21 protein-coding genes are annotated in these 24,743 nt (G+C 71.2%); 15 read left to right on the top strand and 6 right to left on the bottom strand.

Features of this window, described 5'->3' with window-relative positions:
* Positions 1–62: 62 nt before the first annotated feature.
* The 4 genes from DM194_RS23105 to DM194_RS23090 are packed head-to-tail and all read left to right on the top strand — an operon-like array spanning position 63 to position 3,403.
* A complete protein-coding gene (locus DM194_RS23105; RefSeq protein ID WP_111069916.1) occupies positions 63–842 on the top strand; it encodes a MetQ/NlpA family ABC transporter substrate-binding protein in 780 nt (259 codons plus the stop codon).
* Between the two features lie 44 nt (positions 843–886).
* A complete protein-coding gene (locus tag DM194_RS23100; RefSeq protein WP_111069915.1) occupies positions 887–1,939 on the top strand; it encodes a methionine ABC transporter ATP-binding protein in 1,053 nt (350 codons plus the stop codon).
* Positions 1,917–2,585 carry a methionine ABC transporter permease gene (locus DM194_RS23095; protein ID WP_111069914.1) on the top strand — a complete coding sequence of 223 codons (669 nt, stop codon included), beginning with the start codon at positions 1,917–1,919 and terminating at the stop codon, positions 2,583–2,585. The genes DM194_RS23100 and DM194_RS23095 overlap by 23 nt, the downstream gene beginning before the upstream one ends.
* A 26-nt stretch (positions 2,586–2,611) precedes the next feature.
* The gene (locus tag DM194_RS23090; protein ID WP_111070282.1) at positions 2,612–3,403 is read left to right on the top strand and encodes a MetQ/NlpA family ABC transporter substrate-binding protein; all 792 of its coding nucleotides are present in this window, start codon (positions 2,612–2,614) and stop codon (positions 3,401–3,403) included.
* On the opposite strand, the gene DM194_RS23085 is transcribed toward DM194_RS23090, so the two are convergent.
* Positions 3,375–7,151, bottom strand: a complete 3,777-nt coding sequence (locus DM194_RS23085) for a tetratricopeptide repeat protein (RefSeq protein ID WP_111069913.1) — start codon at positions 7,149–7,151, stop codon at positions 3,375–3,377. The genes DM194_RS23090 and DM194_RS23085 overlap by 29 nt on opposite strands.
* Positions 7,152–7,396: 245 nt before the next feature.
* On the opposite strand from DM194_RS23085, the gene DM194_RS23080 reads away from it, so the two are divergent.
* From DM194_RS23080 to DM194_RS23035, 10 genes are all read left to right on the top strand, one after another.
* The gene (locus tag DM194_RS23080) at positions 7,397–7,732 is read left to right on the top strand and encodes a response regulator (RefSeq protein WP_246024608.1); all 336 of its coding nucleotides are present in this window, start codon (positions 7,397–7,399) and stop codon (positions 7,730–7,732) included.
* Positions 7,729–8,394, top strand: a complete 666-nt coding sequence (locus tag DM194_RS23075) for a chemotaxis protein CheC (RefSeq protein WP_111069912.1) — start codon at positions 7,729–7,731, stop codon at positions 8,392–8,394. Before DM194_RS23080 ends, DM194_RS23075 begins: the two co-directional genes overlap by 4 nt.
* A 94-nt stretch (positions 8,395–8,488) precedes the next feature.
* Positions 8,489–10,492, top strand: coding sequence for a methyl-accepting chemotaxis protein (locus DM194_RS23070; protein WP_111069911.1), 2,004 nt, complete (start codon positions 8,489–8,491; stop codon positions 10,490–10,492).
* A 5-nt stretch (positions 10,493–10,497) separates the two neighbouring features.
* Positions 10,498–12,159, top strand: coding sequence for a chemotaxis protein CheW (locus DM194_RS23065; RefSeq protein ID WP_246024607.1), 1,662 nt, complete (start codon positions 10,498–10,500; stop codon positions 12,157–12,159).
* Positions 12,160–12,177: 18 nt separating this feature from the next.
* Positions 12,178–13,287: a chemotaxis-specific protein-glutamate methyltransferase CheB gene (cheB, locus tag DM194_RS23060; protein ID WP_176581491.1), complete on the top strand. Its 1,110-nt coding sequence runs from the start codon at positions 12,178–12,180 to the stop codon at positions 13,285–13,287.
* A gap of 10 nt (positions 13,288–13,297) precedes the next feature.
* Entirely contained in the window at positions 13,298–13,939 is a 642-nt protein-coding gene (locus DM194_RS23055) for a HEAT repeat domain-containing protein (RefSeq protein ID WP_111069908.1), read from the top strand.
* Positions 13,940–13,943: 4 nt separating this feature from the next.
* Complete coding sequence (locus DM194_RS23050) at positions 13,944–14,822, top strand: CheR family methyltransferase (protein WP_111069907.1); 879 nt, start codon at positions 13,944–13,946, stop codon at positions 14,820–14,822.
* Positions 14,819–15,217, top strand: a complete 399-nt coding sequence (locus DM194_RS23045; RefSeq protein WP_111069906.1) for a response regulator — start codon at positions 14,819–14,821, stop codon at positions 15,215–15,217. Before DM194_RS23050 ends, DM194_RS23045 begins: the two co-directional genes overlap by 4 nt.
* Entirely contained in the window at positions 15,214–17,436 is a 2,223-nt protein-coding gene (locus tag DM194_RS23040) for a chemotaxis protein CheA (RefSeq protein WP_111069905.1), read from the top strand. Before DM194_RS23045 ends, DM194_RS23040 begins: the two co-directional genes overlap by 4 nt.
* Positions 17,436–17,678 (top strand): hypothetical protein, encoded by a 243-nt coding sequence (locus DM194_RS23035; protein ID WP_111069904.1) that lies wholly within the window; start codon positions 17,436–17,438, stop codon positions 17,676–17,678. Before DM194_RS23040 ends, DM194_RS23035 begins: the two co-directional genes overlap by 1 nt.
* A gap of 7 nt (positions 17,679–17,685) precedes the next feature.
* Here DM194_RS23035 and hydA read toward each other — a convergent pair whose 3' ends face one another.
* The 5 genes from hydA to DM194_RS23010 are packed head-to-tail and all read right to left on the bottom strand — an operon-like array spanning position 17,686 to position 23,840.
* Positions 17,686–19,128: a dihydropyrimidinase gene (gene hydA, locus DM194_RS23030; protein WP_111069903.1), complete on the bottom strand. Its 1,443-nt coding sequence runs from the start codon at positions 19,126–19,128 to the stop codon at positions 17,686–17,688.
* 14 nt (positions 19,129–19,142) lie between these two features.
* Positions 19,143–19,838, bottom strand: a complete 696-nt coding sequence (locus DM194_RS23025) for a TetR/AcrR family transcriptional regulator (RefSeq protein ID WP_246024606.1) — start codon at positions 19,836–19,838, stop codon at positions 19,143–19,145.
* A 54-nt stretch (positions 19,839–19,892) separates the two neighbouring features.
* A complete protein-coding gene (locus DM194_RS23020; RefSeq protein ID WP_111069901.1) occupies positions 19,893–21,161 on the bottom strand; it encodes a Zn-dependent hydrolase in 1,269 nt (422 codons plus the stop codon).
* Between the two features lie 43 nt (positions 21,162–21,204).
* Positions 21,205–22,500 carry an NAD-dependent dihydropyrimidine dehydrogenase subunit PreA gene (preA, locus tag DM194_RS23015; protein ID WP_111069900.1) on the bottom strand — a complete coding sequence of 432 codons (1,296 nt, stop codon included), beginning with the start codon at positions 22,498–22,500 and terminating at the stop codon, positions 21,205–21,207.
* 17 nt (positions 22,501–22,517) lie between these two features.
* Positions 22,518–23,840, bottom strand: a complete 1,323-nt coding sequence (locus DM194_RS23010; protein WP_111069899.1) for an NAD(P)-dependent oxidoreductase — start codon at positions 23,838–23,840, stop codon at positions 22,518–22,520.
* A gap of 345 nt (positions 23,841–24,185) precedes the next feature.
* On the opposite strand from DM194_RS23010, the gene ogt reads away from it, so the two are divergent.
* The gene (gene ogt / locus DM194_RS23005; RefSeq protein WP_111069898.1) at positions 24,186–24,728 is read left to right on the top strand and encodes a methylated-DNA--[protein]-cysteine S-methyltransferase; all 543 of its coding nucleotides are present in this window, start codon (positions 24,186–24,188) and stop codon (positions 24,726–24,728) included.
* Positions 24,729–24,743 lie beyond the last annotated feature (15 nt).

The following is a 24,743-nucleotide window of genomic DNA, read 5'->3' as shown; positions in this document are numbered from 1 at the left end:
AGAACCCGCCCCCAAAATCCTGCCGCCAAAATCCTGCCGCCAAAACCCTGAGGAAAGTCCAAATGAAGCGCATCCTGATGTCGGTGGCCGTCGCCGCCGGCCTGCTGACCGCCGCGACCTCCGCTTTCGCCGCCCCGCTGAAGCTCGGCGTGTCGGCCGGCCCCTATGGCGAGATCCTGGAATTCACCGCCAAGCTGGCCGCCAAGGAGGGCATCGAGGCCCAGGTGATCGAGTTCACGGACTGGAACATGCCGAACGCGGCGCTGCAGGCCGGCGACATCGACGCCAACAACTTCCAGCACCAGCCCTTCCTGGACAATCAGGTGAAGCAGCGCGGCTACGACATCGTCTCCGTCGCCAAGAGCGTCGTGGTGCCGATGGGCGTCTACAGCAGCAAGGTGAAGGCGCTGGCCGACCTGAAGCCGGGCGCCTCGGTGTCGATCCCCAACGATCCGACCAACGGAGCCCGCGCCCTGTTCCTGCTGGCCAAGGCCGGCGTGATCGGGCTGAAGGACGGCGCCGGCCTGAACACCTCCATCGCCGACATCGTGAATCCCAAGGGCATCAAGCTGGTGGAACTGGACGCCGCCCAGCTTCCGCGGTCGCTCGACGACGTGGATGCGTCGGTCATCACCCTCAACTATGCCGTGCTGGCCGGGCTGGAGCCGAAGCAGGCCCTGCTGCTTGAGGATGACCAGTCGAAGTGGCATCTGGTCTGGGCGGTCCGCAAGGATCGCATGGAAGACCCGACGATCAAGCGCTTCATTGCGCTGTATCGTTCGCCCGAAGTGCGGCAGTTTATCGAAACGCGCTTCAACGGTTCCATCGTTCCGACTTGGTGAGGGGGCTGGGGGGACGCTGGACGTCCCCTTTTGCCGAATAAAAGATGATAACGCTAACAAACATTCACAAGACTTATGCCGCCCGTGGCGGCGGGGCTCCGGTCCACGCGCTGGCCGACATCGACCTCTCCATCGGACGCGGCGAGGTCTTCGGGATCATCGGCCGGTCGGGCGCCGGCAAGTCCACCCTGCTGCGGACGGTCAACCTGCTGGAAAGCCCGACCTCGGGCAGCGTCACGGTGGATGGGGTGGAGATGACCACCCTGTCGGCGGCGGAACTGCGGCAGGCCCGCCATTCCATCGGCATGATCTTCCAGCACTTCAACCTGCTGTCCTCGCGCACCGTCTTCGACAATGTGGCGCTGCCGCTGGAACTGGCCGGCATGGCCAAGGCGGAGATCGGCCGGACGGTGGAGCCGCTGCTCGACCTCGTCGGGCTGGCCGACAAGCGCAACCGCTACCCGGCGGAGCTGTCGGGCGGGCAGAAGCAGCGCGTCGGCATCGCCCGCGCGCTGGCCAGCAAGCCGAAGGTGCTGCTGTCGGACGAGGCGACCTCCGCGCTCGACCCGGAGACGACGACGCAGATCCTGCATCTGCTGGGCGACATCAACCGCCGGCTCGGCCTGACCATCGTGCTGATCACCCACGAGATCGCCGTCATCAAGGAGATCTGCCACAAGGTGGCGGTGATGGAGGGCGGCCGGGTGATCGAGCAGGGGCCGGTCTTCGACATCTTCGCCCATCCCAGGCATCCGACCACCCGCAGCTTCGTCGATCCCGTCATCAACCGCGGGATTCCCGACAGCCTGCGCGACCGGCTGTCGCCCCGGCCCGGCGCCGGCAGCAATCCGGTGCTGCGCATCACCTTCACCGGCGAGAAGGCGACCACCCCGGTCATCAGCGCCATCAGCCGCCAGCTGAACCTGGACCTGAACATCTGGCACGGCCAGATCGACGAGATCCAGGGCGCGCCCTTCGGCACGCTGGTGGTGGAGGCGCTGGGCGATCAGGCCAAGGTCGATGCCGCCATGGCACTGGTGAAAGAGAACAATCTGGGCGTCGAGGTGTTGGGCCATGCTCTCCCCGCAAATCATTGACCTGCTGATCAAGGGGCTGATCGACACGCTGCACATGGTGGCGGTGTCGGGCGCCATCGGGACGCTGATCGGGCTTCCCATCGGCGTGATGCTGGCCGTCACCGGGCGGGGCGAGCTGCTGCAGAACTTCGCCTTCAACAAGGTGATGGGGGCGGTGGTGAACATGACCCGCTCCACCCCCTTCATCATCCTGGTGGTGGCGATCATCCCCTTCACCCGGCTGATCGCCGGCACCTCCATCGGCACCAGCGCCGCCATCGTGCCGCTGACCGTCGCCGCCGCGCCCTTCATCGCCCGCGTGGTGGAGAATGCGGTGCGCGAGGTCGACCGCGGGCTGGTCGAGGCGGCGCAGGCGATGGGCGCCACGCCGTTCCAGATCATCCGCAAGGTTCTGCTGCCGGAAGCCCTGCCGGGCATCGTCGCCGGCCTGACCCTGTCGGCGGTCAGCCTGATCGGCTATTCCGCCATGGTCGGCGCGGTCGGCGGCGGGGGACTGGGCGATCTCGGCATCCGCTACGGCTATCAGCGCTTCCTGCCGGAGGTGATGCTGGCGGTGGTCATCGTGCTGATCGTGCTGGTGCAGATCGTCCAGTCGACGGGCGACCTGATCGCCCGCCGCGTCAACAAGCGTAATCTGAAGTCCTGACCAAAAAATACCGAGGAGTGTTCGAGATGCTGCGCTTCCGTTCGCTGGCTTCCCTGCTGGCCGGCGCCGCCGCCATGGCCTTCGCCTCCGGCGTGTCCGCCGAGACCATCAAGGTCGGCGTCACCGCCGGCCCGCACGCCCAGATCCTGGAAGCGGTGAAGCCCATCGCGGCCAAGGACGGGCTGGACATCCAGATCCTGGAATTCACCGACTACGTCATCCCGAACCAGGCGCTGGCCGGCGGTGATCTGGACGCGAACAGCTTCCAGCACCTGCCCTATCTGGACAACCAGGTGAAGGACCGCGGCTTCGATCTGGTCAGCGTCGGCAAGACGGTGGTCTTCCCGATCGGCATCTATTCCAAGAAGGTGAAGAGCCTGGAGGAAGTCCCGGACGGCGCCAAGTTGGCCATCCCCAACGACCCGACCAACGGCGGCCGCGTCCTGCTGCTGCTGCAGTCCAAGGGCCTGATCAAGCTGAAGGACGGCGGCACGCTGAAGGCGTCGCCGATCGACATCGTCGAGAACCCGAAGAAGCTGGAGATCATCGAACTGGACGCCGCCCAGCTGCCGCGTTCGCTGGACGACGTGACGGTCGCCGCCATCAACACCAACTTCGCGCTGGAGGCCGGCCTCGACCCGGTCAAGGACGCCATCGCCCGCGAGGATGCCGACAGCCCCTATGCCAACATCATCGTCGTGCGCAAGGACGACAAGGACAAGCCCTGGGTCGCCAAGCTGGTGAAGTCCTACAACAGCCCCGAGGTGAAGGAGTTCATCCTCACCAAGTTCAAGAACGCCGTGGTTCCCGCGTTCTGAGAGCGTTGAGAGCACGTCCGGCGGCGCCCAGCGCGCCGCCGAGCGTCTCGCCCGGTTTCGGGCAGAACAGCCGCATCGACGGATACCAGGGCCGGCAGCCGGTGCCGAGCGCCGTCCAGTCCCCCGCCGGCCCGATCCGCCAGACCGGCGACCCCAGCGCGCCGGCCATCTCCGCCACCGACGTTCCGGCGGACACCACGAGATCCAGCGCCGCCGTCAGCGCCGCCGCGCCGTCGAGGTCGTTCCTAAGGTCGAGCGGCGGGCGGTGGACGACGATGCCGAAGCGCTTTTCCGCCTCGGCGAGTTCGGCGTCGCAGTCGTCATATTGAAGATTGATCAGGCGCAGGCCGGGCAGGGTGAGGATCGGCGCCCAGTCGGCCAGCGGCGCATAGTTGGCGTCGCGCAAGGCGTTGCGCAGGCCGCTGCGCCAGCAGAGGCCGACGGTGAGGGCGGGGTTGCAGTGCTGCAATGGCCGCCCCCTCCCCCTCCCTTCCCCGCCTTCGGCGGCGGAGGGGGGAGGGTCGGGGAGGGGGCAATCGCTGCCGGACTCATCCAATCCCCCGAGCCATCCCCGCCACCGCGCCACCGCCGCCTCGTCCGCGCGCAGCCAGCCGCCCCGCGCCGGAAAATCCTTCAAGCCCCAGTCCAGGCGCAACGGCAGCGATCCCGCCGGGACATGGCAATCCGCGTCCACCGGATCCGCCGTCGCCGCGCGCACCCGCGCCTGCGGGAAGGAGCGGGCGAACAGCGCGGCCAGCCGCGGCTCGCACTCCAGGATCACCCGGCCGCCGACCTGTTCCGCGCGTGCGATCAGGTCGGCGTAGCAGGCGCTGTACATCAGCTCGTCGCCCACCCCCTGTTCGCGCCAGACCAGCACGGTCTTCCCCGCCAGGTCGCCGCCGTCCCAGGCCGGGATGCGGAAGCGGCGGTCGGGCAAGGCCTGTCCGGCGGCGAAGCGGGCCTCCAGCCCGGTCCATCCGGTGCCGAGATCGCCGCGCGCCAGCGCCGCATAGCCGCGGTTGAAGGCGGCGAGCGTCAGGCTCGGGTCGTCCTCCGCCGCCTGCCGATAGGCCGCATCGGCCTGTTCCGGCCGGCCGGCGGCGTGCAGGGCATTGCCGAGATTGTAGCGCCACTCCGCCCGCCCGGGCTCCAGCGCCAGCGCGCGGCCCCAGCCCTTCAGCGCGGCATCCAACCGGCCCTGGCGCTGCCGCAGGTCGGCCAGTCCGGCCCAGCCGGCGCCGATACCGGGAGCCAGCAGGATCACCCGCCACCATGCCAGCCCCGCCGCGGTGCCGTCGCCCGCCCGCTCCAGCGCGAGCGCGAGGTTGCCGATCGTGCCGAGGTCGCCCGGACGGCCCTGGAGCGCCAGACGCAGATGCGCCGCCGCCTCTGCCGGGCGGTCGAGCGCCAGCGCCGCCAGCCCGAGATTGCCGGCCGCCGACGGGTCGCCGGGCCGCAGGCGCAAGGCCCGCTCCGCCGCGCGCTCCGCCCCGGCCGCGCGCGCGGCGTCGCGGAGCGCCTCGGCCGACAGCGCGGTCCAGGCCTCCGCCACAGCGGGATCGAGGGCGAGGGCCCGCCGGAAGGCCGGCACGCCGTCGCCGCCCAACGCCTGCCGGGCGAGCCCGGCATTGGCCCACAGCCCGGCATGGAAGGGGGCGAGGCGCAGGGCCGCGTCGGTCGCCTCCGCCGCCTCAACCGCCGCCCCACGGGTCAGGCGCAGGGCGCCGAGATTGCCGAGCGCCTCCACATCCTCGGGGTCGAGGGACGCGGCGGCCTGCCAGTCGGCCTCGGCCTCCGCCATCGCCCCCATCTCCTGATGGGCAAGCGCGCGGCACTTGTGGCGGCCGGCGCTCGGCTCCACGGCGATGGCGCGGGTCAGCAGGGTGACGGCGATGTCGGGACGGCCGGCCTGATGGCCGAGCAGGCCATAGCCTTCCAGCGCCGCCGGCACGTCGCCGCCCTGGTCGAGGATGCGCTGATAGGCCTTTTCCGCCTCCGGCCAGCGGCCGGATCCGTGCAGGTCTTGCGCCTCCGCCAGCCAGCCGGCGATGGGCAAGGCGGGCGCCAGACGGCGGAGTTCCGCGGCCATGCGCACCAGCACCTCCGTCAGCCCTTCGCCGGGCCGCGCGCTCCACAGCCGCATGGACGGGAACCAGGGCCGCACTCCGCTGCCCAGCGCCGTCCAGTCGCCGGCCGGGCCGAAGCGCCAGACCGGCACGCCGAGCGCGCCGGCAATCTCGCCCACCGAACTCGCCACCGTCACCACGAGGTCGAGGCCGGCGATCAGCGCCGCCACCCCGTCCAGGTCGTTCTTCAGGTCGGTGTCCGGCCAGCGGTGGATGCGCACACCGAGTTGCGCTTCGACGGCGGCGATCTCAGCCTCGCGCCCGTCATATTGCAGGGTGACCGGGATCAGGCCGGGCAGGGTCAGCAGCGGCGCCCAGCCGGCGAGCGTCGTGTAGGAAGCCTTGCGTTCTCCCAGCATGTTCTGGCTGCCCCAGCAGATGCCGACGCGCAGCCCCGGCCCCAGCGCCGCCAGCCGGTCCCGCCACTCCGCCAGCCGGGCCGGGTCGGGCGCCAGCCAGGAGCGCCGGTCGGGAAAGGCGGACAGCGCCGGCCGCAGCAGCCGGGGCAGCGATCCCATCGGCAGATGGGCGTCGGCGTCGGTCGGATCTGCGGTCTGTGCCCGCACCGTGACACCGGGCAGGGCGCGGCCGATCAGCCCGGTCAGCCGGGCATCGACCTCCACCACCAGATTGCCCGGCCCGATCGCGGCGGCGAGGTCGGGCAGGACGGTGCCGAACATCAGCTCGTCGCCCAACCCCTGTTCGCGCCAGACCAGCAGGCGCCCGCCCGCGGCGCCGCCTGCCGCACCGTCCCAGGGCGGCAGCGTGAAGCTGCGCCCGGCCGAGACGCGGCGGGAGGCGAAACGCGCCCCGTACTCCTGCCACCCCTCCGCAAGCCGGCCCTGGCCGAGCATCCGCAGGGCGAGGTTCCAGCGCGCCAGCGCGAAGCCGGGGGACAGGGCGAGCGCCTGCCGGTACAGCGTTTCCGCCTCTTCGCCACGGCCCTGGGCCTCGCGCAGCAGGGCGAGGTTCACCATGGTCTCGGCATCGCCGGGGGCGAGGCGCAGCGCCTCCCGATGCGCGGCCTCGGCCTCGCCGATGCGGCCGGTTTCCTTCAGCACGACGCCGAGATTGGTCAGGGCGGTGGCGTGGCCGGGGTCGAGCCGCAGGGCGTGGCGCAGCGCCGTTTCCGCCTGGGCATGGTCATCCCGCGCCCGCAGCAGCGTGCCGAGATTGGCCCAGGCCTCGGCATAGCCGGCGTCGAGGTCGATCGCGCGGCGGTAATGGGCGGCGGCATCATCCAGCCGGTCCTGTTCCTGCAACGCGCTGCCCAGGCTGTTGTGCGCCTGCGGATAGGCCTCGCGCAGGGCGAGCGCCCGGCGGTATTCCGCCTCGGCCTCGCCCAGCCGGCCGAGCGCGTGCAGGGCGAGGCCGAGATTGGCGTGCTGCTCCGCCATGCCGGAGCGCCGCGCGATGGCCTGGCCGATCAGCCGGACCGCCTCGCCATCCTGTCCGCGCTGGTGGTGCAGCACGCCCAGCAGATGCAGCGCATCCGGGTTGGCGCGGTCGGCCGCCAGCATCGCGCGGTAGGCGCGTTCCGCCCCGTCCAGGTCGCCGGCGCGGTGATGGCCCAGTGCCTGGCCCAGCAGGGCGGCCAGTTTGGCGGCGGAGGATGACGGCATGGAACGGCGGCTGGATCGAAGGGGGCGGTCCGCCTCGATAGCATGAGTCGGCCAACCGCCGCGCCCGCAAAATCCCGGTCCCCATTTCCGGCCGCGATCAAGGGGACTGGCGTGGCGACAACCATTCTGTATACTTGCGAACAATTCGGCTCTGTCGATCGAGCTCTATCCAAAAGGCCTATATCTTGGGTAAGACTATAATCATTGTCGACGATAGCAAGCTCTCGCGCATGCATGTGCGGGCGATGGTCTTGCGCAACAAGCCGGACTGGTCCGTCGTCGAGGCGGCGAACGGCGACGAACTCTTCAGGACGATTCAGGACACGCCTGTGGATGTTGCGATCATCGATTACAACATGCCCGGCGACAATGGCGTGGAGACCGCGGCCAAGCTGCGCACGAGCCACCCGAACGTCCATGTCGCCATCATCACCGCCAACGCGCAGGACGCGGTGGTTACCGGCATCCGGGCGGTCGGCGCCGCCTTCATGCCCAAGCCGCTGGAGGAGGAGCAGGTCACCCGCTTCCTGAACTCCACCGCCCTGCCGCCGCGACGGGCCGCCCAGGCCGCACCGGAGTGACCGCCGCCCCCATGCTCAGCGAACTGGAGCGCGACGCGCTGGCCGAACTGGGCAACATCGGCATCGGCAAGGCGTCGACCGCGCTCGGCCGCATGCTGGACGGTCTGGTGACGCTGTCGGTGCCGTCGGTGGAGATGGTGCCGCCGGACGAGGTGGCCGGGCTGCTGGACCGGGCGCTGGCGCCGCCGCTGGTGGGCGTGTCGGAAAGGCTGGGCGGCCTGTTCGCCGGCTGCGCCCTGCTGGTCTTCCCGCAGGGCGGCAGCCTGCCGCTGGTCCGCGCGGCCCTGCCCCCCGACGTTCCGGCGGACGACGTTCCCGAGCTGGAGGACGAAGTCCTGGCGGAACTGGGCAACGTCGTGCTGAACAGCGCGCTGGCGCTGGTCGCCAACCTGCTGGGTGAACCGGTGGACACCGGCCTGCCGGTGGTCGTCCGCGGCAGCGGGGCGGAGATACTGCGCCGTTGCGCCGTGGTGGCGCCGGCCATCATGGCGGAGGCCGGTGCCGGAGGCGCCGCGGTCCTCTTCCACATCGACCTGCGCACCGCCTTGCCTGGCGGTGACGGGGTGGTGGTCGGGGGGCGGGTGGTCCTGCTGCTCGATGCGGGGTCGGCGGGCACGCTGCAGGCCACGCTCGGCCGCTACATCGGGCGGCTGGTCGCGTAAGAGGGTCAGGCAGAACCGGCCCGGAAAGATCGCCGGCAAGAAGCGGCCGGCAAGAACCGGCCAAGAAGAACCGACTGGAAAGGCGGGTAAGGACATGGCGCTCATCAAGAAGACCAGGATGGACACGGCACGCACGGCCCGGAACAAGGACGTCGGCGTCGGCGCCGGTCAGGATGGGGGTGCGGTCGAAACCACCGCCGAAGCGGCGGCAGCCGCCGTCCCGGTCATGAAAGCCGCTTCGCCGGAAGGTGCCGGACCGAACGCCCCGCAGCGCCGCCGGGCGCGCGCCGATTCGCGCCGCCGCCAGGCCGCCAGCGGCATCGCCGCCGCTTCCACCGAGCTGGCGAGCGGCGTCACCCAGGCGGCCTCCGCCGCCGAGGAGCTGCGCCGGGCGATGGAGCAGATCGCCGCCGGGGCCGAGGAATCGGCCGGCGCCACGCAGCAGTCGCAGCGCATGATCGGCCGCGCGTCGGAACTGCTGGCCCGCTCGCGCGGCACGGCCGAGCAGGCGGTGCTGCGGGTCGAGGCGCTGCAGGGAACGCTGAAGGACGTCAGCGGACAGATCCTGTCCTCCATCGACGGCATCGTCCGTGCCGCCGAACGGCAGGAGGCTTCGGTCCGGCTGGTGCGCGACCTGGAGACCCAGGCGCGCGAGATCGGCGACATCGTGCAGAGCGTGGCCGCGATCGCCGACCAGACCAACCTGCTGGCGCTGAACGCCGCCATCGAGGCCGCGCGGGCGGGGGAGGCCGGGAAGGGCTTCGCCGTCGTCGCCGACGAGGTGCAGGCGCTGGCCGAACGGTCCGAACGCAGCGCCAACGACATCCAGGCGATGGTCGCCGAAATCCAGGAGGCGGTGGCCGCCATCGCCGCCGGGATCGTCGCCTCGTCCGACGCCGCCAAGGCGGAGGTGGAGCGCGGGCGCACCATCGTGCAGCAGTTGGAAGGCGTGCGGTCGGACATGACCGCGCTGGTGCAGGGCGCGCAGGAGACGATCCGCGCCGCCGTGGAGGCCGACCAGGCCGCGCGCGAGGCCCTGCGCGGGGCGGAAACCATCGCCGCCAGCGCCGAGGAGCAGTCCGCCGCCGCCGAGGAGGCGCTGAAGACCGCGGGCGAGCAGGCCGTCGCCCTGAACCAGAGCCAGCGCGCCGCAGGCCAGCTGTCGGAACTGGCCGAGGATCTGGAGGGCACCGCCGACCTCGCCGCCACCGCCGATGAACTGGCCTCGGCCGCGGAGGAGCTGTCGGCCGCCATCGAGGAGATCAACCGAGCCGCCGCCCAGATCATGACGGCGATCGGCCAGATTTCCGGCGGCGCCCAGTCGCAGAGTGCCGCCACCCACCAGTTGGCTTCCGCCATCGCGGAGATCGACGCGGCGGCGACGCTGGCCGCCAGCCGGGCGCAGGATTCGGTCGAGCGCTGCACCTCGATGGAAGCCCTGCTGGGCGAGACCCGCGACACCATCGGCCGGCTGGCCGACGGCATGCTGGAGGCGGTGGACTCGTCCCGCCGCGCCGGCCAGCGGCTGGACGCGCTGGAGCGGATCGGCCGGCGCATCGACAAGGTGGTGGACGCCATCGCCACCGTCGCCATCCAGACCGGCATGCTGGCGGTCAGCGGCTCCATCGAGGCGGCGCGGGCGGGCGAGTTCGGCCGCGGCTTCACCGTGGTCAGCGGCGACATCCGCAAGCTGGCCGGCGACAGCGCCGAGAGCGCCGAGCGGGTCAAGGACATCGTCCGCGACATCCAGGACCAGATGCTGCGGGTGCGCCGCGACATCGAGGACGTTTCGGCGACCGCGGTGACGGAAACCGCGCGCCACCGCGCCTTCGGTGTCACCCTGACCGCCGGCGCGCAGGAACTGCGGGTGGTCACCGCCGGCAGCCGCGAGATCCTGGACGCCGCCGCGGAGACCACCGTCGCCCTGCGCGAGACCCGCACCGGCGTGGAGCAGGTGGCGACCGCCGCCGCCGCCGCCAACCTCGCCGCGACCGAAGCGGCCAAGGCGGCCCGCGAGCAGGCCAAGGGGGCTGAGGAGCTGGCGTCGGCGATCGAGGAGATCGCGGCGATGGCCGACAGCCTGCTCGGCGCGGTTTGACCGCCGTGACGACGGAAGAGGCGTCCGGAGGGGCAGCCGGCGACGGCGGGGCGGGCAGCCTCGCCTTCGTCACCATGACGGTCGGCGACCTGCGCCTCGCCCTGCCGATGTCGTCGGTGCAGGCGGTGATCCGTCCGCCGGAGCTGGTGCGCATCCCGCTCGGCCCGCCGGGTCTGGAGGGGCTGGCGCATTGGCATGGCGACGCGGTGCCGGTGCTGGACCTCGCCATGGCGCTCGGACGGGACGGCGGAACGCCCGGCACGCGCGAGACCCGCGTGGTGCTGGTCGGACATCGCGGCCAGCCGGTCGGCCTGCGGGTGGACGCCATGGCCGGCATTCTGCGCAGCGGCCCCGACCGCATCGACCCGGTGACCGCCGAGGATGGCGGACTCGACCCCGCCATGCTGGACGGCCTGCTGCGTGACGGCCCGGCCACCATCCTGAAGCCGGATGTGCTGATCGACCGGCAGTTCGGCGAGCTGGGCGAGAGCGACCGGACGGCGGCCGCGGGCGGGCTGGTCGGCAGCCTCGGGCAAGCCGCCGGCCCGGGCGATGACCGGAGCGCCGGCGCCGGGGCCGGAACCGACCGGCTGGCGCTGCTGGTCTTCGAGGTCGCCGGACAGGAATTCGCCCTGCCGGTGGAGCGCGTGCGCGAAGTCCTGCCGGCCCCGCGCGAGATCACCCGCATGGCGCGGTCCAGGGCGCATCTGCTGGGGGTGATGTCGGTGCGCGACCGGCTGCTGCCGCTGGTGGGCCTGCGCGCGCTGTTCGGGCTGGATGGCGTTCGGGAACAGGGGGCCGGGGAACAGGGAGCCGGACGGCGCGTGGTCGTGGTGCGGCCCGGCCAGGGTCAGGCCCCGGTCGGCGTTCTGGTGGACGAGGTGCGGGAGATCCTGCGGCTCGACCCCGCGCAGATCGACCCGGTGCCGCCGTTTCTCGCCCGCGAGCCGGAATTCGAGGATTTGGACGGCATCGCCCGGGCGGATGGCGGGCGGCGGCTGGTCTCCGTCCTGTCGGCCGCGCGGCTGTTCCGGCATGGCGCGGCGATCGGTGCCGAATCAGGCGCCGGGACCGGCATTGGAGCCGGCATTGGAGCCGGCGCGGATGGGGAGAGGGACGGGATGGAACCGGCGCGGCCCGCGGATGCCGGCGGCCTTGGCGGCATGGGGGAGCGTTTCGTCGTCTTCAGCCTCGCCGGAGCGGAATACGGCCTGCCGGTGGCCGCCGTGCGCGAGGTGCTGCGCCGGCCCGACGTCATCACGCCCCTGCCCAACGCCCCCGACTTCGTCAGCGGCGTGCTGACGCTGCGCGGCGAGGTGCTGCCGCTGATCGACCAGCGCCGGCTGCTGCATCTGCCGGCGGCGGGCGGCGAAGCCGCCGCCGGGCTTGCACGCGGCCGCGTGGTCGTGGTCGGCCGGGATGGGGCCGATGCCGCGCGGGTCGGGCTGCTGGTCGACGGTCTGTCCGGGCTGGTGACGATCCCGGCGGAACGGATCGGTCCGGCTCCGGCGGTGTCGGCGGCGCAGCGCCGGCTGATCCGCCGGGTCGCGACCCTGCCGCCTGCCAACCATGGTGCCGGCTCCGCCACGCGCCTGATCCTGCTGATGGATGCGGAAAGTCTGCTCGACATGGACCGGCTGGCCGGCCTGCTCGTTACCCAGCGGTGACGGCTCATGGGGGACGGCGTGCTGACAGTGCTGGTGGTGGACGATTCCGCGTTGATGCGCCGGCGCATCGCGGAGCTGCTGACCGAGGCCGGTTTCCGGGTGGAGACCGCCGCGACGGGGGAGGAGGCCCTGGCGCGCCTGCCGGTCGTCGACCCGGACGTGGTGACGCTCGACGTGACCATGCCCGGCATGGACGGGCTGGCCTGCCTCGCCCGCATCATGGTGGAGCATCCCAAGCCGGTGGTCATGGTCTCCGCCCTCACCGGTGCCGGCGCGGAGGAGACGCTGGAGGCGCTGCGGCTGGGGGCGGTGGAGGCGGTGCAGAAGCCGGCCGCCGGCTCCATCGGCCGCATCGGCGAGGAGCTGGTGGAGACGGTGCGCGCCGCCGCTTCGTCGCGCCCGCGCCGGGTCCGGGGCCTGCGCGAGCGGCTGCGGCTGGCCCGCGCCCGCATCGCCGGGGAGGATTTCGTCGCTCCCGAAGAAGCTCCGCTGCCGGCTCCGCCCGCGGGAATGACCGCCGCGGGCGCGGAGGACGGGGTGGTGCTGGTCGGCGTGTCCACCGGCGGACCCAGCACGCTGGAGGACATCCTGCCGCTGCTGCCGGCCGATTTCCCCTGGCCGGTGGTGGTGGCCCAGCACATGCCGGTCGCCTTCACCGCGACGCTGGCGCGCCGGCTGGACGAGATGTGCGCCCTGCGCGTGGTCGAGGTGGAGCGGGCGGCGGTGCTGGAGCCGGGCATGGTCTGCATCGCCCGCGGCGGTGCCGATGTGGAGCTGGCGCGGCGCGGCGGACGGCTGCAGGCGGTCTGCGTGCCCATGGCGCCCGAGCGGCCCTGGCACCCCAATGCCGACCGGCTGGTGGCCAGCGCCATGCGGCTGCTGCCGGCGGAGCGGCTGGTCGGGGTGCTGCTGACCGGCATGGGCAACGACGGCGCCGCGTCGATGGCGGAACTGCACGCCCAAGGCGGACGGACCATCGCGGAGTCGGAGGACAGCGCCGTCGTCTTCGGCATGCCGCAGGATTTGATCCGGCGCGGCGGTGCCGGCATCGTGCTGCCGTCGGACCGCATCGCCGGCCAGCTGATCCGCTGGCTGATGCCCGCCCAGCGGCGGGCCGGCGGGCAATAGGGAGGGCGAGATGGGACTGGTGAAGAAGAAGGCCGGCGCCACGCCATCCGGTCCTGCGGCGCCCGGCGCGCCAGCCGACCCGCTGGCCGCCCTGGGCGATCCCGATGCTTCGGCCCGTCGCGAGGCGGCGTACGGCTTGGGTCATCCGGCCGGACAGGCCGGCGTCGCGCCGGGGGCCGTCGCGGCGCTCGCCGGCCGGCTGGAGGCGGAGGACGATGCCGGCGTGCGCGAGGCGATCCTGACGGCGCTCGCCCGCATCGCGACGGACGAGGCTGCGGCGGCGCTGGTCCCCCTCCTCGACCGCGAGGACGCGGCGCTGCGCAATGCGGCGCTGGAAAGCCTGCAGCAGATGCCGGCGGAGGTCGCCGCGCCGGCCCTGCTGCCGCTTCTCGGCCATGCCGACCCGGATCTGCGCATCTTCGCGGTGCAGGGGCTGGGCGGGCTTGCCCATCCCGGCCGGGCGGACTGGCTGGCGGCGGTGATGGAGCGGGACGCCGACGTCAATGTCGGCCTCGCCGCGGTGGAGGCGCTGGCCGAGGCCGGCAGCCCGGAGGCGCTGTCCAGCCTGGAAATCCTGGCCCGCCGCTTCCCGGACGATCCCTTCGTCGCCTTCGCCGTCGACGCCGCCCGCTCCAGCTTCCGGGGCGGGTGAGCGCGTGAGCGAGGGCGAACCGGACGGCCTGTCGCCGGAGGATTATGCGACCCTGTGCGATTTCCTGCGGGAACGCACCGGCCTGTCCTTCACCGAGGCCAAGCGCTATTTCGTCGACCGCCGCGTCGCCGCCCGCATGCAGGCGGTCGGCGCGACGGGCCTGCGCGCCTACATGAACCTGCTTCGTTTCCAGGCGTCGGGGGAGGAGCTTCAGCGGCTCGTCAACCTGATGACGGTGAACGAAACCTATTTCTTCCGCGAGAAGTACCAGTTCGACTGCCTGGTGAACTCAGCCCTGGACGAACTGGTGCGGGACAGGCCGAAGGGCTCGCGGCTGCGCATCTGGTCGGCCGGCTGCGCCACCGGGGAGGAGCCCTACTCCATCGCCATCATGCTGCTGGAGAACTGGCGGCGGGTGGATGATTACGAGATCGAGCTTCTGGCGTCGGACATCGACAGCGCCGTGCTGGAACGGGCGCGCGAAGGCATCTATGACGAGCGCGCCCTGCAGGGGCTGCCGGCCCATCTGCGCGCAAAGTATTTCGAATCCCTGCGCGGAACGGCCAAGGCCGGGGGGCCACGGTGGCAAATCATCGAGGACTTGCGGGAGTCCGTTGATTTCTCGCTGGTCAACATCGCCGATCCGCAGCAGGTGCGCGGGTTCCGCGGGATCGACGTGATCTTCTGCCGCAACCTGCTGATCTATTTCGACGATCTTGGCCGGCGGGAGGCGGCGAGCATGTTCCACGACGCCCTGGCGCCGGGCGGCTTCGTCTGCCTCGGCCATTCGGAAAGCATGAGCCGCATGTCCTCGCTGTTCGTCCCGCGCCGTTTCCCCGACGCGATCCTCTACCAGAAGCCGGTGAACGGAGCTGTGCCATGACCGATGGGCCGCGCATCCTTGTGGTGGACGACGCCGTCACCGTCCGCGCCTTCAGCCGCCGCGTGCTGGAGGCCGACGGCTTCGTGGTGGACGAGGCGGTGAACGGCATCGAAGGGCTGGAACGGGCGATGGCCGAGCCGCCCGATCTGGTCATCGTCGACGTCAACATGCGCAAGATGGACGGCTACACCATGCTGCGCGTCCTGCGCCGCGACCCGGTGCTGCGCGACGTGCCGGCGATCATGATCAGCACCGAATCCAAGGACAGCGACCGCGAACAGGCGCTGCTGGCCGGCGCCAACTGGTACATCGTGAAGCCGCCGCGGCCGGAATTGCTGGTGGAGGCGGCGCGGCTGCTGACCGGCCGTCCCGTTGGAGCGGAGGGCGCACCGTGAGCGAGCTGTTCGACCAGTTCATCGTCGAGGCGCAGGATCTGCTGGAAGCCGCCGGCGGCGCGCTGCTGGCGCTGGAACGCGATCCGGCCGACCGGGCGTCGGTGGACGAGCTGTTCCGCGCCTTCCACACGCTGAAGGGGGCGAGCGCCCTGTTCGAGATGGCGCCCTTCACCCGGCTGGTCCATGCCGGGGAGGACACGCTGACGCTCCTGCGCGACGGCCGGCGCGCCATGACGCCCGAACTCGCCGACCCGCTGTTCCGCGTGCTCGACCAATGCGCCCGCTGGGTGGCGGCGCTGGAGGAAGCCGGCACGCTGCCCGACGACGCGCCGTCCGCCGCCGACGCGCTGGTCCGCGGCCTCGCCGGGGAGGGGGCGGAGGATACTGGCGCTGCCGGTGGGGCCGCCGCCGGTGGGGAGGCGGAGGCGTTCCCCTGGCTGGCGGCGCTGACGGCGGAGGAGAGGGCCGCGGCCGGCGAGGGCCGGCTGACCGCCGTCGACTACCGGCCCGATCCCGAATGCTTCTTCACCGGCGACGACCCGCTGGCGCTGTTCCGCCGGGTGCCCGACCTGCGGCTGCTGCGCATCGAGCCTGCCGAACCGCTGCCGGCGTTGGCGGAGATGGACCCCTACCGCTGCCTCCTGCGCTTCCATGCGCTGAGCGGCGCCGATGTGGAGGCGGTGCGTCCTGCCTTCCGCAGCGTGCCCGATCAGGTCCGCATCGCCCCCGTCAGGCTGAAGCCGGCCGGAAAGACTCCCGTGGCTCCCATCGCCGTGGCGCCGCCGGAGTCGCTGGCCGCCCGCATGCTGGAGGAGCAGGGGCGGATTCTGGAGTTGCCCGGCAACGCCGTGGAGCGCGACTCCCGCCGTGCCGCGGTGGCGCGGGCGGTCGCCGCGATCCTGACCTCGCTGGGGTGTCCGGCCGACCGGCGCATGATCGAGGCCGCCTGCGCCGATGCCGGCACGTTGCGCCGCTTCCTCGCCGAAGGGCCGGCCCGTCCCGCGCTGCCCGAAGCGCCGCCCGCCGCCATCCCCGCCGCCATCCCCGCCGCCCGCCGTGCCTTGCGGGTCGAACCGGAACGGATGGACGCGCTGATGGCCCTGGTCGGCGAGCTGTCGGTGGTCAAGGGGCAGTTGGGACCGCTGCTGCGCCGTGCCGAAGACGGTGAACTGGCGGCGGAGCTGCGGCGCGACCTGAAGGGCTTTTCCGCCCGGCTCGACTCGCTGGTCGGCGACCTGCGCCATGCGGCGCTGCGCTTGCGGCTGCTGCCGCTGGCCCGCGTCTTCGATCCGCTGCCCCGGCTGGTGCGCGACACCGCCCGCCGGCTGGACAAGACGGTGGATCTGGTGCTGGAGGGCGCCGAGACGGAGGCCGACAAGGATATCCTCGACGTGCTGGGCGAACCGCTGCTGCATCTGGTGCGCAACGCGCTGGACCACGGCATCGAGCCGCCGGCACGGCGCACCGCCGCCGGCAAGCCGCCCGCCGGCACCCTGCGGGTCCGCGCCTTCCAGGACAAGGGCGGGGTGGTGGTGGAGGTGTCGGACGACGGCGCCGGCATCGACCCGGCGGCGATGCGCCGTGCCGCCGTCGCCAAGGGGCTGCTGACACCCGACGCCGCCGCGGCGCTGTCCGACGCCGACGCGGTGCGGCTGGTCTTCGCCCCCGGCTTCAGCACGGCGGACTCCGTTTCCGACCTGTCGGGCCGCGGCGTCGGCATGGATGCGGTGCGCGCGGCGGTCGAACGGGCCGGCGGCCGGGTGGAGATCGCGTCCACCCCCGGAACCGGAACGCGGGTGCGGCTGTCGCTGCCGCTGACGCTCAGCATCACCCGCGTCGTGGTGGTGGAGGCGGCGGGCGCGCTCTACGGCATTCCCGTGGCGCTGGTCGGCGGCATCCAGCGGGTGCCGCGCGCCGCCATCCGCGCGGTGAAGCGGGCGGAAAGCGTGGTGCTGCGCGACCGGGTGGTGCCGCTGGTCCGCCTGCGCCGCCTGCTGGGCCAGCCGGAGGACGGGCGCGAGCGCGCCGCCGACTGCGTGGTGCTGGCCGAACTGGGCGACGGCCCGGTGGCGGTGGCGGTCGACGATGTCGGCGAGCGTGCCGACGTGGTGCTGCGCCCGATGACCGGCGTGCTGCGCAGCCTGCGCGGCTATGCCGGCACCGCCGTGCTGGGCGACGGCCGCCTGATCCTGGTGCTCGACCTGCGGGAGCTGCTGTGATGCCCATCCGCTTCGACCCCGACCTCGCCCGGTTCGAGGCCGCCTGCACGGCGGAGGAGGCGCTGCCGCTCGCCGAATGGCTGGAGGCGGCGGCAGCGCCGCGGGTGGATTTGTCCGCCTGCACCGAACTTCACACCGCCCTGCTGCAATTGCTGCTGGCGGCAAGGCCGGCGCTGGCGGCAGCGCCGGAGGATGCCTTCCTGGCCCGCTGGGTCGGGCCGCTTCTGGCGAAGACCGGGTGACGCCGGCTTACCGCTCCACCGCCACCGGGACGTTCAGGGCGTTGCGCTTCGTCACCGCCTCGTAGACCGGCGGGAAGGCCGGGCGGTTGACGTAGCGGCCGGCGCCGCGCACGGCACGGCTCTCGCCCAGCGCATGGACGATGCGGCCCTGGCTCAGCGTGTAGGCCGGGGTGCCGGTGACGGTCATGCCCTCGAAGATGTTCAGCCCGACCTTCTGCATCTGGGTCTTGGCCGAGATGGTCCTGGTCGCCTTCGGATCCCACACCACCAGATCGGCGTCGGCCCCGACGCTGACCGAGCCCTTGCGCGGGTAGAGGTTGAAGATCCTGGCGGCGTTGGCAGAGGTGACGGCGACGAACTCGTTCATCGTCAGCCGGCCGGTGTTGACGCCGTGGGTCCACAGCGCGGTCATGCGGTCCTCGATGCCGGCGGTGCCGTTCGGGATCCTGGTGAAGTCGTCGCGGCCCATCGCCTTCTGCTCCGCGCAGAAACAGCAATGGTCGGTGGCGGTGGTGTGCAGGTGCCCGGCCTGAAGTCCGCGCCACAGGGCGTCCTGATGCTCCTTCGGGCGGAAGGGCGGGCTCATGACATGGCCGGCGGCGAAGTCCCAGTCGGGGTTGCGGTAGACGCTGTCGTCGATCAGCAGATGGCCGGCCAGAACCTCGCCGAACACGCGCTGGCCGCCGCTCTGGCCGCGCTCGATCGCCTCCAGCGCCTCCTTGGCCGAGACATGGACGATGTAGACCGGCACGCCGAACACGCGGGCGACCTGGATGGCGCGGTTGGCGGCCTCGCCCTCCACCTCCGGCGGGCGGGACAGGGGGTGGGCTTCCGGTCCGGTCAGGCCCTGGGCCAGCAGCTTCTTCTGGAGCTGGAAGACCAGTTCGCCGTTCTCGGCGTGGACGGTGGGGATGGCGCCCAGTTCCAGGCAGCGCTGGAAGCTGTTCACCAGCGTCTCGTCGTCGGCCATGATGGCGTTCTTGTAGGCCATGAAGTGCTTGAAGCTGTTCACGCCATGGTCGGCCACCAGCGTGCCCATGTCCTGCCGCACGCTCTCGTCCCACCACGTCACGGCGACGTGGAAGCTGTAGTCGCCGGCCGCCTTCTCCGCCCAGCCGCGCCAGGTGTGATAGGCCTCCATCAGGCTCTGCTTCGGGTTGGGAATGACGAAATCGATGATCATCGTCGTTCCCCCGGCGAAGCCGGCGGCGGTGCCGCTGAAGAAATCCTCCGTCGTCACCGTGCCCATGAAGGGCAGTTCCATATGCGTGTGCGGGTCGATGCCGCCCGGCATGACGTAGCAGCCGCCGGCATCCACCGTTTCGGCCCCCGCCGGCACGTCCAGCTCGTCGCCCACCGCGGTGATGATGCCGTCCTGGCAGAGGACGTCGGCGCGGCGGGTTTGCTCGGCGGTGACGACGGTGCCGCCGCGGATCAGGATGGTGGACATGCTCGGGCGCTCCCTCAAAGGATTGGTGGGACGGAGTCGGTGGGCGTTTCGGAGAGGTCGGGTTCAGGCAGGCCGGCGGCGCGCAGGACCATGCGCAGCACCTCCGCCGTCATGGCGGCGAAGTCCTGGCGGGTCAGGCTGCGGCGGCCCAGCACCCTGCGGATCTGGACGTCGAAATCGGCGTAATGCTGGGTCACCGCCCAGATCATGAACAGGAACTGGCGGGCGTCGACCGGGGCCATGCGGCCGGCGGCGACCCAGCCGTCGATCACCGCCGCCTTGGCATCGACCAGCGATCTCAGATCCTCCGCCAGAAAGCGTTCGACCTGGGTTCCGCCATGCAGGATCTCGTTGGCGAAGACCTTGGAGGCGTGCGGGCGGGTGCGCGACGCCTCCATCTTGGCGGTGACGTAGGCGGTCAGCGCGGCGGACGGATCGGCGTCGGGGGTGAAGGAGCCGATCGGGGCCAGCCACATCTGCAGGATGTTGTCGAGCACCGCGCGGTAGAGATCCTCCTTGGTGCCGAAATAATAATGCAGGTTGGCCTTGGGCAGGCCGGCCCGCTCGGCGATGTCGGCCATGGTGGCGCCGGCGCAGCCGGCCTCGGCGAAGACGCGCTCGGCCGCCTTCAGGATGCGCTCGACGTTCTCGCGCCGGATGCGGCCCTGGGGCAGAGTGGTGTCCGTCGTGTCGGCAGCCGTTCGCGGCATTGCGTTCGCCATTGCTGTTGAGGTGCCCTATCCCGCCTCGGGAGAGGGAGAGGATCACGCGGGCGCTTTCACCTGCTCGGCCATGGCGTCGGCGCGGTCGAGCACGGCGTGCAGAAGCACCTCGCAGCCGGCGGTCACCCATTCGGGCGTCGTTTCCTCGACCTCGTTGTGGCTGATGCCGTCGATGCAGGGGATGAAGACCATGGCGGTCGGCGCGACCTTCGACAGGTAGCAGGCGTCGTGGCCGGCGCCCGACACGATGTCGCGGAAGCTGTGGCCGGTGCGCTCCACCCCCTTGCGGACGGCGGCGACGCAGCTCTCGTCGAACCTGATCGGGGCGTAGTACCAGATCTGTTTGAAATCGCTCTCCAGCCCGATCTCTCCGGCGATGCGCTCCACCTCGGCGCGCAGTTCGCCGTCCATGGCGGCGAGGATGGCGTCGTCGGGATGGCGGAAATCGACGGTGAAGAAGACGCGGCCGGGGATGACGTTGCGGCTGTTGGGGTGGATCTGCATCAGCCCGACCGTGGCGCAGGCGAGCGGGCCGTATTTCATGCCGATCCGGTTGACCGCATCGACGACGCGGGCCGCTCCCAAGAGCGCGTCCTTGCGGCGGACCATCGGGGTCGGGCCGGCATGGGCCTCCTGGCCGGTGAAGGTGATCTCGTACCAGCGCTGGCCCTGGCAGTCGGTGACGACGCCGATGGTCTTGCCCTCGATCTCCAGGATCGGCCCCTGTTCGATGTGGGCCTCGAAATAGGCGCCGACCCTGCGGCCCCCCACCTCCCGGTCGCCGGCATAGCCGATGCGGGCCAGCTCCTCGCCCATCGTCCTGCCGTCGAGGTCGGCGCGCGACAGACCGTAGTCCAGGTCGAAGACCCCGGCGAAGACGCCGGACGCCACCATGGCCGGGGCGAAGCGCGAGCCCTCCTCGTTGGTCCAGACCGCGACCTCCACCGGGGCCTCGGTGACGTAGTTCATGTCGTTCAGGCTGCGCACCACCTCCAGCCCGGCCAGCACGCCATAGACGCCGTCATACTTGCCGCCGGTCGGCTGGCTGTCGAGATGACTGCCCATGATGACCGGCGGCAGGCTGTCGTCGCGGCCGGGCCGGCGGGCGAAGATGTTGCCCATCCTGTCGACGGAGACGGTGCAGCCGGCCTCCTCGCACCAGCGCACGAACAGGTCGCGGCTCTGCTTGTCGAGGTCGGTCAGCGCCAGCCGGCACACGCCGCCTTTGGGGGTGGCACCGATCCGCGCCATGTCCATCAGGCTCTGCCACAGGCGCGAACCGTTCACGGCGACATTCTGCGGGGTGGACATGTTGCTCTCTCCTGAACGTCGTTCTTATGGGTGAGGCGGCGCTTCAATCGGCGGATTCGGGAACGCGCATCGGATTGCGGGCGTCGTTGGGCCAGGTGACGTAGGGCAGGCCGGTCTGCTCCGGCACCATGGTGATGCAGTCCGGCACCGGGCAGATGTGGCTGCACAGGTTGCAGCCGACGCAGTCCCCGTCGACCACGGTGAAGACGCGGCGGCCCTCGCCGGCCCCATTCCCTCGATCGATGCGGATCGCCTGGTGCGAGGTGTCCTCGCAGACGATGTGGCAGCGGCCGCAGTCGATGCACAAGGCGGGGTCGATCACCGCCTTGGTCGAGAAGTTCATGTTCAGGTCGTTCCAGTTGACGACGTTGCGCACCGCGCGGCCGCTCAACTCGTCGAGGGTCCGGTATCCCTTCCCGTCCATCCAGTTGGACAGGCCGCCGATCATGTCCTCGACGATCTTGAAGCCGTAGGTCATCGCGGCGGTGCAGACCTGGACGTTGGTGGCGCCGAGCGCCAGGAACTCCGCCGCGTCGCGCCATGTGGTGATGCCGCCGATGCCGCTGACCGGCAGGCCGCGCGTGTCGGGATTGCGGGCGATCTCCGCCACCATGTTGAGCGCGATCGGCTTCACCGCCGGGCCGCAATAGCCGCCGTGGCTGCCCTTGCCGTCGACCACCGGGGTCGGGGCCATGGCGTCGAGGTCCACCGCGACGATGGAGTTGACGGTGTTGATGAGCGACACGGCGTCGGCGCCGCCGCGCTTCGCCGCTTCCGCCGACCACAGGATGTTGGTGATGTTGGGGGTCAGCTTGACGATCACCGGCAGGTTGACGGCGTTCTTCACCCAGCGCGTGACCTGCTCCACCATCTCCGGCACCTGCCCGATGGCGGAGCCCATGCCGCGCTCGCACATGCCGTGCGGGCAGCCGAGGTTCAGTTCGAGGCCGTCCGCCGCCCCGGTCTCGGCGATGCGGCGGGCCAGCCCGGCCCAGGAGGTTTCCGTCATGGCCGCCATCAGCGAAACGACCATGGCGCGGTCGGGCCAGTCGCGCTTGACCTGGATGATCTCCTGCAGATTGACCTCCAGCGGCCGGTCGGAGATCAGTTCGATGTTGTTGAAGCCGATCATCCGGCGGTCGGTGTCGAGATGCGCGCCGTAGCGGCTGGAGACGTTGACCACCGGCGGATCCTCGCCCAGCGTCTTCCACACCACGCCGCCCCAGCCGGCCTTGAAGGCGCGGACGACGTTGTAGGCCTTGTCGGTCGGCGGGGCGGAGGCCAGCCAGAAGGGGTTGGGGGAGCGGATGCCGGCGATGGTGCTGCGAAGATCGGCCATGATGTGGCTCCCTTTCCTCAGGCGGTCAGGTGGCTGTGGATGGCGAGCGCGGCGAGTTTGCCGTCCTGCACCGACTGGACCGTCAGATCCTCGCCGGTCGCGACGCAATCGCCGCCGGCCCAGACCTTGGCGAGCGTGGTGCGGTAGGACGGGTCGATGGCGATCTTGCCGCCGGCGACCTGCAGGCCGTCCAGCGCATCGGCGGACAGCTTCTGCCCCACCGCCTTCAGCACCATGTCGGCCTGGAGGGTGAAGGTCTCGCCGGTGGCGGTCAGCTTGCCGTCGGTCAGGCGGGTGCGATCGAAGGTGATGGCGGTCTCGCCGATCGCCGAAGGGGCGGCGAAGGTCTTCAGCACGACGCCCTCGGTCAGGGCCAGTTCCTGCTCCCAGGCGGTGGCGCCCATCTGGGCACGGCCGCGGCGGTAGACCAGGGTGACGTCCTCCGCGCCCAGGCGCTTGGCCTGGATGGCGGCGTCGATGGCGGTGTTGCCGCCGCCAATCACCACGACCTTGCTGCCGACGGCGGGCGGCTGGCCGGGGGGAGCCTGGCGCACCCGCTCGATGAAGGCGGTGGCGTCCTCGACTCCCGGACGTTCCTCGCCGGGGATGCCGAGGCGGTTGTTGGACCCGAGGCCGAGGCCGAGGAACACCGCGTCATAGCCGGCGCGCAGGCCGTCCAGCGACAGGTCGGCGCCCAGCTTGCGGCCATGCTCAACGGTGATGCCGCCGACGCCGAGGATGAAGGCGACCTCGCGCCGGGCGAAGTCGTCGGCCATCTTGTAGGGGGCGAGGCCGTATTCGTTGAGGCCGCCGGACTTGGCCTTGGCCTCGAACACCGTCACCTCATGGCCGAGCGTGGCGAGGCGGTGGGCGCAGGACAGGCCGGCCGGGCCGGCGCCGACCACCGCCACGCGCTTGCCGGTGGCGGCGGCGCGCGGGAAGGGGTGGGCCGGTTCGCCGTCGATCAGCCGGTCGGTGGCATGGCGCTGCAGCCGGCCGATGGCGACGGGGCGATCCTCCGCCCGGTTGCGGACGCAAGCCTGCTCGCACAGGGTCTCGGTCGGGCAGACGCGGCCGCAGGTGCCGCCCATGATGTTCTCCGACAGGATCGTCGTCGCGGCGCCCTTGAGGTTGCCGGTGGCGATCGAGCGGATGAAGGCCGGGATGTCGATCCCGGTCGGGCAGGCCTTGATGCAGGGGGCATCGTAGCAGAACAGGCAGCGGTTCGACTCGGCCAGCGCCTGCACCGGCGTCATCGCCGGCGTCAGGTCGGCGTAGGGCGAGGGCGGACGGTCCGCATCGGGTTCCGGGGCGTCGGCAAGCGTAGCGATCAGGGTCATGGCGGATGGCTTCCCTTCGGTCGCAGAGCGGCGTGTCTACCGAAGCGTCAGCAACCCGCGTGCCAAAGGTTCCAACCAGCAACGATGAAGGGCGCACAGGGCCGAAAAGCTGACTGCTCGGTCAGGAACTGACGGTATGGACAGGCATGGATCGATCATGCCAGCCATGCGGATTGCACGCAACTCAGCCTTTTGGCGCCTCTTTTGGCGGCGATACGAAAGAAAACCAGTTGAATTTGGCCGGTCGTGGATAGGAAATTACGCCGTATCAAAGAGTTGCCTTGAAGAAGGGGCTGCCTTCGATTTCGGCAGCGCGCTTATGCGTCAAGGGATAGGGGTGTCGAAATGTCCGCTGTCTCCAGCCTGCTGATCGACCGCACCGCCACCCCCATCGGCGAATTGATCGTCGTCGCGGATGACGAGGGCGCCTTGCGGGCCATCGACTGGGCCGAGCATGAGGATCGGCTGCACCGACTGCTGCGCCTGCACCATCCCGAGGGGTACGAATTGCGGCCCTCAGCCGATCCGGGCGGGCTGACGCGGGCGATGGATGCGTATTTCGCGGGCGAGCTTGCGGCGATCGACCGGTTGCCGGTGCGCACCGGCGGGACGCCGTTCCAGCGCGCGGTGTGGACGGCACTGCGCGGGATTCCCTGCGGCGGGACCGTCAGCTACCGCGAACTGGCGGCGCTGGCCGGGCGCCCGGCGGCGGTCAGGGCCGCGGGACATGCCAACGGCACCAACCCGATCAGCATCGTGGTGCCCTGCCACCGGGTGATCGGCTCCGCCGGGGCGCTGACCGGCTATGGCGGCGGGGTGGAGCGCAAGCGCTGGCTGCTGACGCATGAGGGGGCGTCCTGCCCGGATCGCCCCCCACGGTTCTCCTGATTGATCCGGAGATCC

The sequence above is a fragment of the Azospirillum ramasamyi genome (assembly GCF_003233655.1).
Lineage (GTDB): Bacteria > Pseudomonadota > Alphaproteobacteria > Azospirillales > Azospirillaceae > Azospirillum > Azospirillum ramasamyi.
The sequence above is the reverse complement of the archived record's forward strand: the minus strand, read 5'-3'. Positions and strand labels throughout refer to the sequence as shown.

What these genes read in the sequence shown, in the direction of transcription:
- DM194_RS23105 (WP_111069916.1), top strand. Translation starts at nt 63, where the DNA reads ATGAAGCGCATCCTGATGTCGGTGGCCGTCGCCGCCGGCCTGCTGACC.
- DM194_RS23100 (WP_111069915.1), top strand. Translation starts at nt 887, where the DNA reads ATGATAACGCTAACAAACATTCACAAGACTTATGCCGCCCGTGGCGGC.
- DM194_RS23095 (WP_111069914.1), top strand. Translation starts at nt 1,917, where the DNA reads ATGCTCTCCCCGCAAATCATTGACCTGCTGATCAAGGGGCTGATCGAC.
- DM194_RS23090 (WP_111070282.1), top strand. Translation starts at nt 2,612, where the DNA reads ATGCTGCGCTTCCGTTCGCTGGCTTCCCTGCTGGCCGGCGCCGCCGCC.
- DM194_RS23085 (WP_111069913.1), bottom strand. Translation starts at nt 7,151, where the DNA reads ATGCCGTCATCCTCCGCCGCCAAACTGGCCGCCCTGCTGGGCCAGGCA.
- DM194_RS23080 (WP_246024608.1), top strand. Translation starts at nt 7,397, where the DNA reads ATGGTCTTGCGCAACAAGCCGGACTGGTCCGTCGTCGAGGCGGCGAAC.
- DM194_RS23070 (WP_111069911.1), top strand. Translation starts at nt 8,489, where the DNA reads ATGGCGCTCATCAAGAAGACCAGGATGGACACGGCACGCACGGCCCGG.
- DM194_RS23055 (WP_111069908.1), top strand. Translation starts at nt 13,298, where the DNA reads ATGGGACTGGTGAAGAAGAAGGCCGGCGCCACGCCATCCGGTCCTGCG.
- DM194_RS23045 (WP_111069906.1), top strand. Translation starts at nt 14,819, where the DNA reads ATGACCGATGGGCCGCGCATCCTTGTGGTGGACGACGCCGTCACCGTC.
- DM194_RS23035 (WP_111069904.1), top strand. Translation starts at nt 17,436, where the DNA reads ATGCCCATCCGCTTCGACCCCGACCTCGCCCGGTTCGAGGCCGCCTGC.
- hydA (WP_111069903.1), bottom strand. Translation starts at nt 19,128, where the DNA reads ATGTCCACCATCCTGATCCGCGGCGGCACCGTCGTCACCGCCGAGCAA.
- DM194_RS23025 (WP_246024606.1), bottom strand. Translation starts at nt 19,838, where the DNA reads ATGCCGCGAACGGCTGCCGACACGACGGACACCACTCTGCCCCAGGGC.
- DM194_RS23020 (WP_111069901.1), bottom strand. Translation starts at nt 21,161, where the DNA reads ATGTCCACCCCGCAGAATGTCGCCGTGAACGGTTCGCGCCTGTGGCAG.
- preA (WP_111069900.1), bottom strand. Translation starts at nt 22,500, where the DNA reads ATGGCCGATCTTCGCAGCACCATCGCCGGCATCCGCTCCCCCAACCCC.
- DM194_RS23010 (WP_111069899.1), bottom strand. Translation starts at nt 23,840, where the DNA reads ATGACCCTGATCGCTACGCTTGCCGACGCCCCGGAACCCGATGCGGAC.
- ogt (WP_111069898.1), top strand. Translation starts at nt 24,186, where the DNA reads ATGTCCGCTGTCTCCAGCCTGCTGATCGACCGCACCGCCACCCCCATC.